The following is a 16744-nucleotide window of genomic DNA, read 5'->3' as shown; positions in this document are numbered from 1 at the left end:
TGGTAACTCAGATGCTGAGTTTTCTAAGTATATGAGATATAGATATACTCTTTTGTTTTTACACCATTATCCTTAGCTTTATTCCATCTAAACCTGATGGCCATGAATAATCCTGTCGCATTTTCCAGAGGCTGCTATGTCGGCTCAAAAGTGAAGGAATATACCATAGGTCATATCACGACCAGCGAGACGGTCTTTCCTGAAAACTTTACCTCCGACTGGCATTATCACGTGAATCCACACTTTTCTCATATTCTCTCCGGCGGTAGCCAGGAAATAAGAGGAAGAAAAGCCGACCAGCAGATTGCAGGCGCAGGTTTATACTACTACCCTGGTATCGTACATCAGAATGTACATTATCGTCCCGGCACCAGGATATTCAATTTAGAGATCGCCGACAGCTTCTTTTCCACCTATAACATCAAGATTCCACCTGAATCCCTGATGTATGAAAGCAATACGGTGCTCAATACCGGAGGCCTGCTCCGCATTCTGAAAGAACATTATTATAATGACGATTGCAGCATTCTTTCCATAGAACAACTGAGCATCAGTTTAATGGACGCTAATCCGGTTATAGAGAAGCATTATCCTGAATGGACCAGACAGATAATCAATGTCATGAATGACGTCTGGAATGAGCCTTTATCATTAAAAGAACTGGCAGCACAAGTGAATATTCACCCGGTTACCTTATCCAAGTATTTTACAAAATACTTCTCCTGTACTTTGGGAGAATATTTCAGGAAGATTAAAGTAGACCGTGCTTTATCACTGATCCGTTCACAAAAATATTCGCTGACAGAAATTGCTTACATGAGCGGATTCACCGACCAGGCACATTTTACAAAAACATTTCAACAGATCACCGGTATGTTGCCTAAATCATATAGAAAGATCTAAGCCTCTCTCCTACGCTAACGCAATACAATTTTACGGCAAAACAAGCGGCTAATTTTGCTTCAACAAACAGACAGTGTACATAAACTGTCTGCGTATGCACAATGAAACAGCTTCTGCTCAAAACCGCCAGCTTCCTCATTTTATATTGCACACTGTATGCACATACAGCGCATAGTCAGCAAAGGAATATCCAATTACACCGCTTATTCGAAAACTATTACCAGGCATCATTACAACTTGATCCGATCAGTGCCACATTCACCGGTGCGCATCAGTATGATAACCAACTGGTCAATGACGGCGCGGTTGTTTATCTAGCGGAAAAAGAACAGTTTGATAAAAAATATCTGCAGTTATTAACTGCTTTCTCAAGACAATCACTGAATACAGCAGACCGTATTTCATTTGATGTACTACAGGAGATCCTGCATATGGACCTGGCGCGATTGAAACATCATACGGAATATCTTCCCATGAATCAGTTTTCTTCTATCCCATTGTTAATCGGTCAACTGGGCTCAGGCGAATCAGCACAACCATTTGCAGGCATCAAAGATTATGAAAACTGGCAGCAACGTATCACCGCTTTTTCCAGCTGGACCGATACCGCTATCAGTAACATGAGAAAAGGTGTAGCAATAGGTATGGTATTACCCAAAGCATTGGTCATAAAGATGATCCCGCAGCTGGTATCACTGGCGGAAAAAGACTCCGCCAAAAGCGTCTTCTTTCAACCACTTAATAACATGCCCACTACCATTACCGGCGCAACTCGTGAGCGATTAAAACAGTCCTTTCTGCAAAGTATAAACGCCGAATTATTACCCGCATATCAGCGACTTGCAGACTACCTGCAGCAGGAATATCTTCCACATGCAACTGACAGCGCAGGATTGTCTGGTATTCCAGGTGGAAGAGCACTGTACAATTACTATGTACGCTATTTCACAACGACAGATCTGACGCCGGAACAGCTGTATGAAACCGGTATAAAAGAAGTGGCCAGGATCAATGCCGCTATGGAAGAACTGAAAAAACAGATCGGGTTTAAAGGCACTTTACAAGAGTTCTTTGTCTTTGTCAGAACAGCGCCACAGTTTATGCCATTTAAAACAGCAGACGAAGTTTTACAGGCTTACCGGGATATCTATGATAAAGTAAAACCACAGCTTCATACCATGCTGAGCGTTGTGCCAAAAGCAACGTTTGAAATCAGACGGGTGGAAGCTTTCCGGGAAGCATCACAGAATGGACCTTCTTATTCGATCGGCGCGATGGATGGTGATCGTCCGGGTGTATTTTATGTACCGGTTCCTGATCCGAAGAAAATCAATGTAACATTCCTCGGTATGGAAGCCACTTTCCTCCATGAGGCCATTCCGGGTCATCATTACCAGATCTCCTTACAGCAGGAAAACAAAACACTGCCTACCTTCAGAAGATCCATCAGCTTCAGTGCATTTACCGAAGGATGGGCATTGTACTGCGAAGCATTTGGCAAACAACTGGGATGTTATACTACCATTGACCAGCAGATCGGTGCATTGAATAATGAAATTCACCGTGCAATAAGACTGGTAACAGACGTGGGTATCCATACCGGCAAAATGACAAGAGAGGAAGCAATCACTTACATGTTAACACATGAATCTATCAGCGAAGAAGATGCTGTTACTTCTGTAGAACGGTATATGGCATGGCCTGGACAGGCGCTTACCTATAAAACGGGAGAACTGGAAATCATTCGCTTACGTGAAGAATGCAGGAAAAAACTAGGTAGCCGATTTAATCTGGTCAGGTTCAATGATGCCCTGCTTCAACAGGGAGATATGCCCCTGAATGTACTGGAGCACTATCTGCAGGAATGGGCTTCAAAACAATGATCATTTTTATCCGATTTATAGAAAAAGCAGTTACATTAGTGACTGCTTTTTTAATTGTATTAAACCCCTTTTTAGCCTATGAGCGATCTTTATTCCGGAAAATGGGAAGGACAATACACCCTTGGAGATGGGTACCCCAAAGAAATGATAGGAGACACCACCAGCTTTGACATCACCATGGAAGTTACTGACGGCGCCCTGAAAGGCACCTGCCGGGATGACAAGCGTAAAGTGCCCATGAGTACTCCTGCCGTTATTGAAGGTTTCGTAAGAGGTGGCTTCATTAACTTTGTAAAAACGTATGCTCATGCCATCGCACAGGACAAATACAATACCTTTTTTGAAATGCCGGAGCTCCCTTCACATGAAGTGATCTACACCGGTTATTACAAAGATGAAATTTTCGAAGGCGAATGGGAATTTGTGTCACATACGGAGGTATTTCCTGACGGAAGCATCAGGCAATATCTATTTCATGGCACCTGGTCCATGAAAAAATTATAGTACTGTGATATTTTTTACCGTCTCCTATACAATATATTACACCTTTATTCTATTTTCATACTACCGTAAATCCGTCTTATATGGGACTATTTGACAAACTCCGCAACGAATTTATCGACATCATCGATTGGGTCGATACCTCTAATGAAATCATAGTATGGAAGTTTCCCCGCTATCAGAATGAAATAAAGATGAATGCAAAGCTGACTGTGCGTGAATCACAGCTGGCAGTATTTCTGAATGAAGGCGTTGTCGCCGACATTTTCAAACCCGGCATGTACACCCTCTCGACGCAGAACATGCCTATTCTCACCACGCTGAAAGGCTGGGTATATGGATTTAACAGTCCATTCAAGGCAGACGTTTACTTCGTAAGCACCCGTCAGTTCATCAATCAGAAATGGGGAACCCGCAATCCTGTTATGCTGCGTGATGCAGAGTTTGGTCCGGTACGTCTTCGTGCGTTCGGCAGCTTCGCATTCCGTGTACAGGATGCAGGACTGTTCATCAAAGAGATCGCCGCTACGAATCCTGAATTCACAGTAGAAGGTGTGAATGAGCAGCTGCGTAATCTTGCCATTACCCGTGGTATGGATGCCATTGCACAGGCGAAGATTCCTGTACTGGATCTGGCAGCCAATTATGATGAGGTATCCGCACTGATTACCAATAAAATACAACCTGAATTCAATGCAATGGGTCTGGAACTGACAAAGTTCCTGATCGAAAATATCTCCCTTCCTCCTGAAGTGGAAGCCGCTCTGGACAAACGTACCAGCATGGGCATCGTTGGTAACCTGGGTGCTTATGCACAATTCCAGGCAGCCAATGCCATGGAGCAGGCAGCACAGAACCCTAATGGTGGTCTGGCTGGCGCTGGTATGGGAGCAGGTTTAGGTATGGCAATGGGTAGTCAGATGGGCAATGTGTTCCAGCCGAATACCGTACAGGGCAGCAATGAAGCGCCACCGCCATTACCTGCGGCGGTGCAATACTATGCCGCGATCAACGGTCAGCAGGCAGGCCCATACACGATGGACCAGCTGACACAACTGGTTGCTGCCGGTACTATCAACCAGCAGAGTCATATGTGGAAAAAAGGCATGGCCAACTGGGCTGTGGCCAACACCATGCCTGAACTGGCCGGTTTATTTAACAATACACCTCCTCCTTTACCTATTCCATAATCGTTCATGGATCCATATTCCCAGGCGGAGCAATCCGCCGCTTTGAATTCGTCGTTACAGTGTAACAGCTGTGGAGCTACCCTGCATTTCGCGCCAGGTACCCATCAGCTGAAATGTACTTATTGCGGCGCTACTAACGAGATCGTACAGGAAAATACCGGTCCTGTCGTATCGGTAGATTATGATTCATTTATTCATAGTACAAACAGTCTGAGTGCGCAACGCACGGCAAAAGTAGTGTCCTGCAAAAACTGTGGCGCCTCTACTACCCTGCTGGCGGAAATCAACTCAGAGAACTGTACCTTCTGTGCCAGTCCGCTGGTCATCAGCGATGCTGAAAGCAAACAGATCGTCCGGCCACATTATATCCTCCCTTTTGCCATTACACAGCAAAAGGCCGCTGCCAACTTCCAGACCTGGATGAAAAAGCTCTGGTTTGCACCTTCTGATCTGCCTCAGCTGGTTTCAGGACATGCCAGTCAGCTGAAAGGGATGTACCTCCCTCACTGGACTTATGATGCGGATGCAAGGACGGAGTATGACGGCCGTCGAGGTGATTATTACTACGAAACGGAGTATTACACGGAGACTGTTAACGGCAGAGAAGAAAGACGTTCCAGACAGGTACGCCATACAAGATGGCATAGTGTCAGCGGTACTGTGTTTAATGAGTTCAACGATATTTTTGTGATTGCCAGCACCTCGCTCCCCCGTAAAGTGGCGGAACGTTTAGAGCCCTGGCACATGCAGGCGCTCGTTCACTATAATGAGCAGTATGTCAGCGGTTTCCGTTCCGAGCTTTACCAGGTCACGCCTGAAGACGGACTGGAGCAGGCGAAACTGATCATGCGTGGCATTATTGAGCAGACTATTCGTCGTGATATCGGCGGAGATGAACAGCGCATTGAAGAGTATTATGATACCTATCGTAATATCGCTTTAAAGTACCTGCTCCTGCCGGTATGGATCAGTGCATATAAGTACAATAACAAGCTCTATCATTTTACGGTGAATGCATCTACCGGTGAGGTTGTAGGTGAAAGGCCATACAGCGGTACCAAGATTGCACTGTTGGTAATGGCGATCATTGCTGTTGTGATATTCATTATCTATCTGAGCAAACAATAAGTCTTTTATATTAAAACGAAAGGCGTCAACAGCTGATCACTGTTGACGCCTTTTTATTGCATGTATGCTTATATTATGCTCCGACTGCCACTGGTCTGCTATCATCTGTGATCCACTCACTCCAGGAGCCTGCGTATAACTTCGGCATCGCATAACCGGCATAATTCGCCAATAATACATTGAATGCTGCAGTTACGCCTGATCCACAGTAGAAAATCACATCATCTTTCGCAAAATCAGCCGCAAAATAGCCCCTTACCACATCCTGTCCTGCTACCAGTCCTTCAGGTGTAATATTGGCGTTAAACGGTCTGGAAATCGCTTCAGGGATATGTCCGGCAACCGGGTCAATGGTCTCATTCTGACCGGCATATCTGTCAGCTGTTCTTGAATCAATCACACAACTGCCATGTTCCGCTGTCGCTTTCAGCACAGCGGCTGCATCTGCCAGTAAGGTATCGTCATAGCGGGCAGTAAATGCTTTGGCCACAGGTGTTACCACCCCTGCATCCAAAGTATATCCGTTTTCGGCCCATACTTTTTTACCGCCGTCCAGCACAGCTGCCTGTTCGTGACCCGCCCATCTCAGCAGCCACCACAATCTTGCAGCCGCCATAAAGCCAGCGCCTGCATCATATGCAATGACCTGTGTATCAGACGTGATACCCCATGAGGCTATGGTAGCTTCCAGTGCTTGCTTTTCCGGTAAAGGATGCCGGCCGGTCTTACCAGCGATGATTGGTCCGGAAAGATCTTTGTCCAGGTCAGCATACAGTGCACCAGGTATATGTGCTTTTTCATATTCTTTACGACCCCATTCTTTATCATTCAATGCAAAGCTGCAATCAATGAAAACTACATCAGGCTTATTCAGGAGCGCATGCGCCTCTGCAGGTTTTACAAAGTTAGTATAGCTCATACTGTGTCCCTTTATGTGTTAACAGATACGTCCATGTCACCGGTATCAGTACACGAACGGTATTAATTTCCAGGTATCCTTTTTATAGTCTATATATTCCTGTCCGAAATTGTTGACCAGCAACTCTTCTTCCACCTTCATCCTGTACAGAAAAGTAAGCAGTACCGGTACAAAACCGATTACCAGCCCAACCCAGCTATTCAGCGCAAAGCCATTCCCAAGGAAAGACAACAGCGATCCCAGGTAAGAAGGATGACGCATGAATCTGTACATTCCCTTTCTGACTATTCTGTGATCACTACGGATTGCTACGTCCACCGTAAAGAACCGTCCCAATGTATAGATGGCAATAAACCGGTAGATCATACCCACTACGATCATTATCAGGCCCGCCTGTACAATCACGGGAGAACTGCTGATCGGCAGGACATGAAATTGTCGCGACAATATATGCGCCAGGGGTAATGCGATCATGATCGTGATCCATATAAAACGCAGCGATTGTTTATCTGCCCGTGTCTTATCTGACTGAGACGACCTGACAAGCCGGTTCAGCAGCACTTCCGACAATATCCAGATAGCAGCGATAATCTGATGAAGGGTTTCATACATAGGAAGAAATATCAGGTATTAGAGGGTTTTTACTTCACCGTTTTCATATGCAATAATCACGGTTGGTTTCAGGTTGATAAACAGACCGGTTTCCACAACACCTGTCATCGCTTTCAGCTGATGATGCAGTTGTTCCGGGTGTTCTATAGCGCCGAACATACAATCGAGGATATAGTTACCGTTGTCTGTAATATAAGGTTTATCTTCTCTGGTCCTTAAAGTAGGAGCGCCTTGCAGGGCTTGTATGCTTTTGAACACCAGTTCCCAGCCAAACGGAATAATTTCTACCGGCAGCGGGAATTTACCCAGTGTCTTTACATATTTTCTTTCATCGGCCACTATCACTTTCCTTCTGCTGGCGTGTGCGACGATCTTTTCGCGCAACAGGGCGCCACCGCCACCTTTGATGATCTGTAAATCTTCACTGATCTCGTCTGCACCATCAATATCAATGTCCAGCTGCTGAATTTCGCTGAAAGAGGTAATGGGTATACCCAAGGCGATTGCCTGTTGTTCTGAGGCAACGGAGGTAGCTACCGCACGGATATTCAATCCTTCCTTTACCATCTGACCAATCTTTTCTATCGCCCAGTAAGCAGTTGACCCGGTTCCCAATCCTACTAACATACCGGGCTGTACCAACGATGCAGCCTTCTCTCCGGCTGCTTTCTTTGCTTTTGTGATCGTGTCCATGATTATCCTTTAATTGTTTAGCAATATAAGACTATTGCCCCGATTGTATTATTTTTGGAAGCCACGCTCCTATCAATAATGAATACATATCAAAAAAGCGATACCGCTCACCGCATCAAAGCGATCTTTACAGGCTCCATCGGTAATCTCGTTGAATGGTACGACTGGTATGCCTATGCCGCATTCGCCCTGTACTTTGCTCCTGTCTTTTTCCCCAAGAGCAACCCTACCGCCCAGTTACTCGATACTGCCGCAATTTTTGCCGTAGGCTTTCTGATGCGCCCTATCGGTGGATGGCTCTTTGGCAGTATTGCCGACCGGAAAGGCAGGAAAGTCTCCATGACACTTTCCGTACTGCTCATGTCACTCGGTAGTATGATGATCGCCCTGGCCCCTACCTACGCCACAGCCGGCATCTTATCTCCGGTCATCCTCCTGACGGCCAGGTTATTGCAAGGCTTGAGTGTAGGCGGAGAATACGGTACTTCTGCTACCTATTTAAGCGAAATATCCACACCCGATAAAAGAGGCTTTTATTCCAGCTTTCAATATGTGACGCTTATCGGCGGACAACTCATTGCGCTTGGCATTCAGCTGCTGCTACAAAAAGTGTTTCTGAGTCCGGAGCAACTGCATGAATGGGGCTGGCGTATTCCTTTTGTAATTGGCGCCGTTCTCTCCCTCTTTGCCCTTGTCATCCGTCAGCATATGCAGGAGACTGTCAGCGCTGAAAAACAGGATAAAAAACGAGGCTCGGTAATGATTCTCCTGAAAGAGCATCCCAGGGCAGTACTGACGGTAGTCGGACTCACCATGGGTGGTACACTGGCCTTTTACACCTACACCACCTATATGCAGAAATTCCTGGTAAATACCGTACATCTTACCAAGGAAAGATCTACCCTGCTTACCTTTTTCCTCATGCTGATATATGCCTGTCTGCAACCGCTCTTTGGTATGCTGAGTGACAAAATCGGCCGTAAACCTTTATTACTTGGCTTTGGTATACTGGGTTCCCTATTAACAGTACCCATCCTTACCGCTATCAGTCATGCGACCTCCGAATGGGCGGCCTTCTTCCTCATTCTTTCCGCGCTGATCATTGTAAGTGGCTATACTTCTATCAATGCGGTAGTAAAAGCGGAAATGTTCCCTGCCGAGATCCGGGCATTGGGAGTAGGTCTTCCTTATGCGCTGACTGTCGCCTTGTTTGGTGGTACGGCTGAGTACATTGCTTTATATTTCAAAAACGTAGGACATGAATCCCTGTACTACTGGTATATTACCGGTTGTATCTTTATTTCCCTGATCGTTTATGCTGTTGTGAGAGACACGAAGCACACTTCGTTTATGGACAAAGAACAACGATAAATAATTGTTATGTTCCCTTACGCCAATATGCCTTATGGCATTCCTCCTGCAATCTGTTACCCCCTGTCAGAATCCTGTATGGTAATACTGTTCATTCTGACCCTTTTATATGCCTGGAAACGAGGGACAGGACATGTGGCCTATATGCTGGGCGGCTTTGGTTTCGGTTTGTTACTGGAATATGTAAACGTCGTATCCAATGCCGGTTATAAATACGGGCAGTTCTGGCTCATGCTGGGACATGCGCCTGATAATATCCCTGTTTGTATCGGTATGGGATGGGGTATTATCATTTATACCTCCAGACTTATCTCCGACAGCCGGGGACTTCCCTTAATAGCGGCAGCCGCATTTGACGCCTTGCTGGCGCTCAGTATAGACCTCAGTATGGATGTTGTTGCCTACCGGCTGCATATGTGGCACTGGGATTGGGCTAACAGACCGGAATTCCCGGATCCGCTGACCGCCCAATGGTTTGGTGTGCCTTATGGCAATTTCTTCGGATGGCTGTGTGTGGTGTTTTTCTATTCCAGTTTTGCACGTACACTTGAAAAGGTCCGTTTCCGCAATAATATAGTCCGGAAGATCTGGCAGGCACTTACGCCGTTATTATCGATCCTTATTTCACAGGTCGCACTCTGGATCACACTGTTTCCAATGGCGACCTGGCTGAACGACCAGTTTCACATCAGAAGTAAAGAAAAGCTGATCTTCCTCCTGGCCTTATTACCTGTATTGACCATATGGGGATTCAGAAAGCGAACAACATTACATGCTCCGGCATTACCCTATTTGACCTGGCTGGTACCTGCCTGGTTTCATCTTTACTTTTTTGCCTGGTTGTTTATTGGTGGCTTTGCGGCAGAGAATGCCCGGATGACCTTTTTCTGTGTACTCAATCTATTGACTGGCATCACAATACATTGGTGGATACATTTACTTCCCGTTCGTAAAGCTGCAATAGGATCGTAATAGTTTAATCCCGAACTTAGCAATCAAGTCGCTACTTAAAACTTAAAGAAACAATGCAACAGGAAAGTAAGAGTCAGAAAATCAGTAAAACGGCTGCTAAAACAGCTGTGAGAATATTTGTTATCGTGCTGTTCATGGGTATCCTTCCGCTGGTAGCAGGAAATGACCAGGGATGGAATGACCGTATCGCTAATGCACACCTGATCATTACAAATAAATGGACGCTGGTATTCCCGGTAGTTCTTTTAATCGGTTTTCTCTGGCTGGCGATTCTCTGTAAAAAGAACAAATACCAGCAGGTTGACGTCAACTGGTTACTCGTATTAAATTCAGTTATCCTGATCACCTATCTCGTGATGTTATATTCCAGAATATACAAGGTATTGCTGGCGTAACATTGTTTGTAATACAATACTTTTTAAATCTTATATCCATTGCTCCTAACAGAAGAACAGGTGCTTTCCTTAGCACCGGACGAAGCTTCCAGGAAAGCCGGAAAGGCCCTGGCTGGTGCAGCAAAATGGGTGAGTAAAGGGGCGAATGAACATGCCTTGTGGGGAGAATGCCAGGGGAGTGGCAGCAAACCGTATCAAACCCAGATAGACCTCGCCGGAACCGCTTTCAAATGTAGTTGTCCGAGCCGCAAATTTCCGTGCAAACATGGTATTGGCCTCATGTTGCTGTATGCCCGTGAGTCCGCTACCTTCACTGACAACACGCCTCCTTCCTGGGTCAGTGAATGGCTGGAAAAAAGAGCCGGCAAAGAAATCAAGAAACAGGAAAAAGAAGAAAAACCGGTAGACGAAGCTGCCCGCGATAAACGGCAACTGGCCCGTCAGCAGAAAGTGGAAGATGGTATCCACGAACTGCTGCTCTGGATGAAAGATATCATCCGTAACGGCCTGCTGCAATTACCGGAAAAAGGCGCCTCCTACTGGGAAACCATGGCCCGCCGTATGGTGGATGCACAGGCGCCCGGATTGGCGGCGATGGTACGTGGCCTCTCAGAGATCAATTTCTATAGTGAAGGCTGGCAACATACCTTCATGGAACAATTGCTCCGTATTTATCTCGTTATCCAGGGTTTCAGACAGGGAGAAACACTTCCTACCCTGTTACAACAGGAGCTTCGCACCCTTGTCGGATTCACGCAAAGTCAGGAAGCTTTGCGACAAGAGAAGGGCACAAAAGATACCTGGCTGATTCTCAACAAACAAGTCACCGAAGAAGATAATCTTACCACCGAGAAATACTGGCTTTATGGCCTTCATTCCTATCAGCCGGCACTGGTACTCCAGTTCTATGCAAGAGGTATGTCCAGACCACAACTGCTGTTAACGGCAGGTATGTCTATCGAAGCAGAACTGGTGTTCTATCCTTCCGAGATTCCGTTGAGGGCGCTGATCAAAGAACCTGTTACCAACAACAATCTCCAGGATACCTATGGTCTTCCCGGCTGGCAGGAACTAACAGCCGCAGAAACTTTACTGGTAGAGAAGATGCCTGTCCGCAGCGAACGCCCTTATATTGTACAACAGCTAACGCCTGTTCAGCACAATATGAAATGGTGGCTGAAAGACAGCAACGATCAGATCATGCCTGTGATAGACGGTTTCCGTAATATCTGGAAACTGCTCTCCCTCAGTGGTGGTCAACCATTGGATATGGCATTGCTGGGTAAGGAACAGGAATATGAACCCCTGGGCGTCTGGCACGACGGCGTCTATAAATTGTTATAAGGGACATGTGGAATAATATCATTAATACAGCCCTCCTGGGTACAGGCAAAAAACAGTTGTCTCCTGCGGAACTCCCGACAGACCTAGCGACTGTTGCCGCTACTATCATGGAGGACCGATCACTCGATGCGGAAACACAGTTTCTGCACATCGCAGCGGTCGTACTGAATTATCGTCAGAGTGGCGTCAGTGCGGAACAGAACAGCGGCGTTCCTTTGTCCGCAGCACCGCCTGAAGAGAAACCCTATTGCAACAAAGCGGCTATCTACGCATTACAGGATGCGCTTGATATGGATCTCCTGCCACTGGTCAATTACTGGCTGGAAGCATGTTATGATAAAGGCCGGATCGTAGTACCGGAATATATACCGGTATTACTGGAAACCGCTGTTTCTCAGAAACGCATTCGTCACCTGACAATGGCAGTATGTGGAAAACGTGGTCAGTGGTTAAGTAATATGAATGCGGACTGGCAATTTCCTTTTGCGCTCAGCAACGAAGATCGCTGGCAAACAGGCAGTGCAGAAGACCGCAGACAAGTATTACAGGAAATGCGTCAATCCTATCCGGGTACAGGACGGGAATGGCTGATGCAGACATGGACACAGGAAAATACTTCTGCCAGAACAGAATTCCTGAAGATCATGCGTACCAACATCGGCGAGGATGATTTGCGCTGGTTAGAATCTTTACAGGAGAAAAACCAGAAAGTAAAGGATGAAATATGGGCATTGCTGAAACAGATCCCTGCTTCATTTATCGTGCAGACCTACTGGCAGATATTGCAACAGGCCGTTTCACGTGGTGCTAAGCAATCACTGCAAATCTCACTGCAATTACCCCTGGATAAGATCATTATTGATTCTGGTATCGCAACATTGAGTAATGAAAAACATCTCAGTGAAGAAGCCTATATCCTTTTTCAGCTGGTAGGAAGTGTTCCTCCCTCCTGGTGGGAATCACACTTCAGTGCGGATAAGGAAGAAGTCATTACGCTCTTTCAGAATGATGATCTCGGTAAACGGTTTATTCCTGCATTGATACTTGCTGCGGGTCGTTTTAAAGATGCTGCCTGGCTCCGTTTATTATTAGCCACCAGTACCACTTTTTATCCCGACGTCATTCCTTTATTACCTGCTGCCGAACAGGAGGAATATGCCTTGCGCCTGTTTCCTGCCTATCCGCAGGATGTGATTAATTATCTCAGTAACCGCACGGAAGAATGGGGACTTAACCTTACCGGCGAAGTACTCAAATGGATGGCGCGTAACCCTTATCAGTACACCCGCAATTTCTTTGATAAGCACGTGTTACAACTCCCTCCGGCTATTACAGATGAACTGGATAAACTGACACCGGAGGAACCCGCTTATCACGGTACATGGCGCAATACCAGCGATCATATACGCAAACTGATCTCCTGCAAAGTACAGATCGCCAACGCATTCAAATAAACGCATTCAACACAAAACAATCACCTTTTCAAGCATATAAAGATGTCCAACGTATTACGTCAACATGCAGAACAATTGTTCCTTGAAGAACTGGAAGAGCTGAAAAAACAGGACAATGAAAAACGTCCTTACAACTGGATACTGTCGCCGCAGTCTGTTGTGACTTACCTGATGGGCGGTACCCTGAAAAACGGATTTGAAATACAGCCTAAATATATCGGTAACCGCAGACTGATAGAGATTGCGGTAGCTACATTGACTACAGACAGAGCGCTGTTATTATACGGTCTGCCAGGTACTGCAAAAAGCTGGGTAAGCGAACACCTGGCGGCTGCTATCAGCGGAGATTCTACTATGATCGTACAGGGTACCGCAGGTACCGGTGAAGAAGCCATCCGTTATGGCTGGAACTACGCCCGCTTACTGGCAGAAGGACCTTCTGAAAAAGCATTGGTGGAAACACCGGTGATGCGTGGTATGCAGACTGGTAAGATTGTCAGAATTGAAGAGCTGACCCGTATCAGTGCGGATGTACAGGATACGCTGATCACTATTTTATCCGAAAAGACATTGCCGGTACCAGAACTGAATACCGCTGTAATGGCACAGAAAGGGTTTAATATCATCGCGACAGCCAATAACAGGGATAAGGGTGTAAACGATCTTTCCAGTGCCCTGAAACGCCGTTTTAATACGGTTATTCTACCTGTACCTGACTCCATGGAAGAAGAAATAGATATCGTACGTCGTCGTGTGGAAAGCTATGAGAAAGTGATGGACCTGCCGGCAGAGAAACCTGCACTGGAAGAGATCCGTCGTATTGTGACCATTTTCCGTGAACTGAGAAATGGTGTGACCGTGGATGGCAAAACAAAGATCAAAGCGCCTTCCGGTACATTGAGTACAGCAGAGGCAATTTCTGTAGTGAATAATGGTCTGGCTATGGCTGCTTACTTCGGCGATGGTCAGCTGAAAGCAGCTGATCTGGCTGCGGGCATTATCGGTGCTGTACTGAAAGATCCTGTACAGGATAAACTGGTATGGCAGGAATACCTGGAGACTGTCGTAAAAACAAGAGAAGACTGGAAAGATATTTACCGCGCCTGCCGCGACCTATAAACAATTCATATGTCAACACACATACTGGGCATTCGACATCACGGACCCGGCTCTGCCAGACATGTGAAGGAATATCTTGAAAAAGTTAAACCTGATATCGTACTGGTGGAAGGGCCACCGGAAGCTGACAGCATTCTGGAATGGGTTAGTAATGATCTGCTGAAACCACCTGTGGCTATCCTGGCTTATCAGCCTGATGCACCGCAGAAAGCAGTATTCTATCCGTTTGCTGAATTCTCTCCTGAATGGCAAGCTATTCTTTATGCCCGCAGGAATAATATTCCTGTTCGGTTCATGGATCTGCCTATGGCACATCAGTTTGAACTGAAAGCAGAGAAAGCGCCAAAACCAGAAGCGGAAGCCCCTTCGCTTAACAATAGTCTGGCGCCTTATATTCCTGATACGAATATCGTACGAAGAAACCCTGTTGCCTATCTCGCAGGTGCAGCTGGTTTTGCAGATGAAGAGAAATGGTGGGAACATATGTTCGAATACAGGCAGGATCCGGAAGCTGTATTTACTGCTGTTGCTGAAGGTATGCAGGCGCTCCGGCAGGATCTGCATCTGCCTTACGACCGTGAAGAACAACTGCGTGAAGCGCATATGCGTAAAACTATCCGTCAGGCGGAAAGGGAAATGTATACAGAAATCGCCGTCGTATGCGGCGCCTGGCATACGCCTGCCCTGCTGAATATGGGTAAGGCTAAAGATGATAATGAACTGCTTAAAGGCTTGCCGAAAGTCAAAGTAGCTACAACCTGGATACCCTGGACATACAACCGTCTCAGTTATAACAGCGGATATGGCGCCGGTATCAATTCTCCCGGATGGTACGAACATAACTGGCGTTATCATGATGACGACGGTACCCGTTGGATGTCAAGAGTAGCCCGCCTTTTCCGTGAACAGCAGAAAGATATTTCTGTAGCGCACGTAATGGAAGCGGTGCGACTGGCCAATGCGCTTACTGCATTGAGAGGATTACCTAAAGCTGGTCTGGAAGAACTGAATGAAGCAACACTCAGCGTACTCTGTAACGGAGAAGATATTCTCTTACAACTGATCAATGAAGAACTGATTGTTAGTGATAAGATAGGAGAAGTTCCTACGGATATTCCTCGTCCGCCATTACAGACGGATATCGAAAAACTGCAAAAGAAATTAAGGCTGCCACAAACAGCTGATTATAAAGACTATGTACTCGATCTCCGTAAGGATACTGATCTTGAACGTAGTATCCTGCTGCATCGTATGGAGATGCTGGACATCCGCTGGGGACATCGTTACGGACCTTCGGGTAAAGGTACCTTTAAAGAGCAATGGCGTTTACAATGGGATCCCGGATTCTCAATTGATATCATTGAGAAGGGAAGCTGGGGGAATACGGTAGAAGAAGCCGCCTCTAAATATGTACAACATCAGGCAAAAACAGCGACCTCTTTAAAAGAAGTCTGTACGCTGCTGGAAACAGCTATTCCCGCGGAACTGCATGATGCAATAGAAGCTCTCGTACAACAGGTGAATAACCTGGCTGCTGCTACCGGTGATGTGATGCAACTGATGACGGTTATTCCGGGCCTGGTACAGATCAGCCGTTATGGTAACGTGCGGAAAACAGATGCGACACTGGTTGACGGTATTGTAGCGGGTATGATCACACGTATCTGCGTCAGTTTACCTGCTGCCTGTATCGGTATTGCTGATGATGCAGCTGCAGAATTACTGGAGTTGATCTATAATATGAATGATGCCCTGCTCATATTACAGGATCCTGAACTGACTACGCAATGGCAACAGACCATCTCTTACATCGCACGCAATGACAGCTCCGCTCCTGTTATCGGTGGTTATGCTACAAGATTACTGGCCGATCACAGACAGCTTTCAGGTAATGACCTGGTAAAAGTATTCAGTTATGCGATGTCGGCAGCTACGGCACCTGCTATTGCGGCTGCCTGGCTGGAAGGTTTTCTGAAAGGCAGCGGCACATTATTGCTGGTAGACAATGATCTCTGGACAGTAGTATATAACTGGATGCATCAACTGGAAGAAGATGCGTTCAAACAACTGCTTCCATTGTTACGCAGAACCTTCTCCGGTTTTACAAAAGCAGAAAGAAGAAAGCTGGGAGAAAAAGCAAAAGGTGGTGTCAGTGGTACTACCGGTGTATCCCAGCACACGATGGAAAACATCGATGCCACAAGAGCAATGAAAGGTATTCCTGTCGTGCTGCAAATGTTAGGCGTTAAATAATATTGAT

15 protein-coding genes are annotated in these 16744 nt (G+C 46.2%); 12 read left to right on the top strand and 3 right to left on the bottom strand.

Annotated features, from left to right (window positions below; all coding sequences use genetic code 11):
- Positions 1-102 precede the first annotated feature (102 nt).
- From CPIN_RS03780 to CPIN_RS03760, 5 genes are all read left to right on the top strand, one after another.
- Positions 103-903, top strand: a complete 801-nt coding sequence (locus CPIN_RS03780; RefSeq protein WP_012788443.1) for a helix-turn-helix domain-containing protein — start codon at positions 103-105, stop codon at positions 901-903.
- A gap of 101 nt (positions 904-1004) precedes the next feature.
- Positions 1005-2786, top strand: coding sequence for a DUF885 domain-containing protein (locus tag CPIN_RS03775; protein ID WP_012788442.1), 1782 nt, complete (start codon positions 1005-1007; stop codon positions 2784-2786).
- Positions 2787-2864: 78 nt separating this feature from the next.
- Positions 2865-3290: a hypothetical protein gene (locus tag CPIN_RS03770; protein ID WP_012788441.1), complete on the top strand. Its 426-nt coding sequence runs from the start codon at positions 2865-2867 to the stop codon at positions 3288-3290.
- An 80-nt stretch (positions 3291-3370) separates the two neighbouring features.
- A complete protein-coding gene (locus tag CPIN_RS03765; RefSeq protein ID WP_012788440.1) occupies positions 3371-4477 on the top strand; it encodes an SPFH domain-containing protein in 1107 nt (368 codons plus the stop codon).
- A gap of 6 nt (positions 4478-4483) precedes the next feature.
- Complete coding sequence (locus tag CPIN_RS03760) at positions 4484-5605, top strand: TFIIB-type zinc ribbon-containing protein (RefSeq protein ID WP_012788439.1); 1122 nt, start codon at positions 4484-4486, stop codon at positions 5603-5605.
- Positions 5606-5678: 73 nt separating this feature from the next.
- On the opposite strand, the gene CPIN_RS03755 is transcribed toward CPIN_RS03760, so the two are convergent.
- Genes CPIN_RS03755 through rpiA form a run of 3 tightly spaced genes read right to left on the bottom strand, consistent with a single transcriptional unit; the run spans position 5679 to position 7829 of the window.
- A complete protein-coding gene (locus tag CPIN_RS03755) occupies positions 5679-6524 on the bottom strand; it encodes a sulfurtransferase (protein WP_012788438.1) in 846 nt (281 codons plus the stop codon).
- A 45-nt stretch (positions 6525-6569) separates the two neighbouring features.
- The gene (locus CPIN_RS03750) at positions 6570-7136 is read right to left on the bottom strand and encodes a methyltransferase family protein (RefSeq protein ID WP_012788437.1); all 567 of its coding nucleotides are present in this window, start codon (positions 7134-7136) and stop codon (positions 6570-6572) included.
- Between the two features lie 18 nt (positions 7137-7154).
- Positions 7155-7829: a ribose-5-phosphate isomerase RpiA gene (rpiA, locus tag CPIN_RS03745; RefSeq protein WP_012788436.1), complete on the bottom strand. Its 675-nt coding sequence runs from the start codon at positions 7827-7829 to the stop codon at positions 7155-7157.
- Positions 7830-7907: 78 nt separating this feature from the next.
- Between rpiA and CPIN_RS03740 the strand changes: the two genes are divergently transcribed.
- From CPIN_RS03740 to CPIN_RS03710, 7 genes are read left to right on the top strand one after another with little or no spacing between them, the layout of a single operon-like run.
- A complete protein-coding gene (locus CPIN_RS03740) occupies positions 7908-9200 on the top strand; it encodes an MFS transporter (protein ID WP_012788435.1) in 1293 nt (430 codons plus the stop codon).
- A 9-nt stretch (positions 9201-9209) separates the two neighbouring features.
- Positions 9210-10172 (top strand): carotenoid biosynthesis protein, encoded by a 963-nt coding sequence (locus tag CPIN_RS36300; RefSeq protein ID WP_012788434.1) that lies wholly within the window; start codon positions 9210-9212, stop codon positions 10170-10172.
- A 53-nt stretch (positions 10173-10225) separates the two neighbouring features.
- Positions 10226-10567, top strand: a complete 342-nt coding sequence (locus CPIN_RS03730) for a hypothetical protein (protein ID WP_012788433.1) — start codon at positions 10226-10228, stop codon at positions 10565-10567.
- A 39-nt stretch (positions 10568-10606) separates the two neighbouring features.
- Positions 10607-11911: an SWIM zinc finger family protein gene (locus CPIN_RS03725; protein WP_012788432.1), complete on the top strand. Its 1305-nt coding sequence runs from the start codon at positions 10607-10609 to the stop codon at positions 11909-11911.
- A 5-nt stretch (positions 11912-11916) separates the two neighbouring features.
- Positions 11917-13365, top strand: a complete 1449-nt coding sequence (locus CPIN_RS03720) for a DUF5691 domain-containing protein (RefSeq protein ID WP_012788431.1) — start codon at positions 11917-11919, stop codon at positions 13363-13365.
- Between the two features lie 42 nt (positions 13366-13407).
- Entirely contained in the window at positions 13408-14484 is a 1077-nt protein-coding gene (locus tag CPIN_RS03715) for an ATP-binding protein (RefSeq protein ID WP_012788430.1), read from the top strand.
- A 9-nt stretch (positions 14485-14493) separates the two neighbouring features.
- The gene (locus tag CPIN_RS03710; protein WP_012788429.1) at positions 14494-16737 is read left to right on the top strand and encodes a DUF5682 family protein; all 2244 of its coding nucleotides are present in this window, start codon (positions 14494-14496) and stop codon (positions 16735-16737) included.
- The last annotated feature ends 7 nt before the right edge of the window (positions 16738-16744 follow it).

It is taken from the genome of Chitinophaga pinensis DSM 2588 (assembly GCF_000024005.1).
GTDB classification, from domain to species: Bacteria; Bacteroidota; Bacteroidia; order Chitinophagales; family Chitinophagaceae; genus Chitinophaga; species Chitinophaga pinensis.
This window is presented reverse-complemented; position numbering and strand designations above follow the sequence as displayed.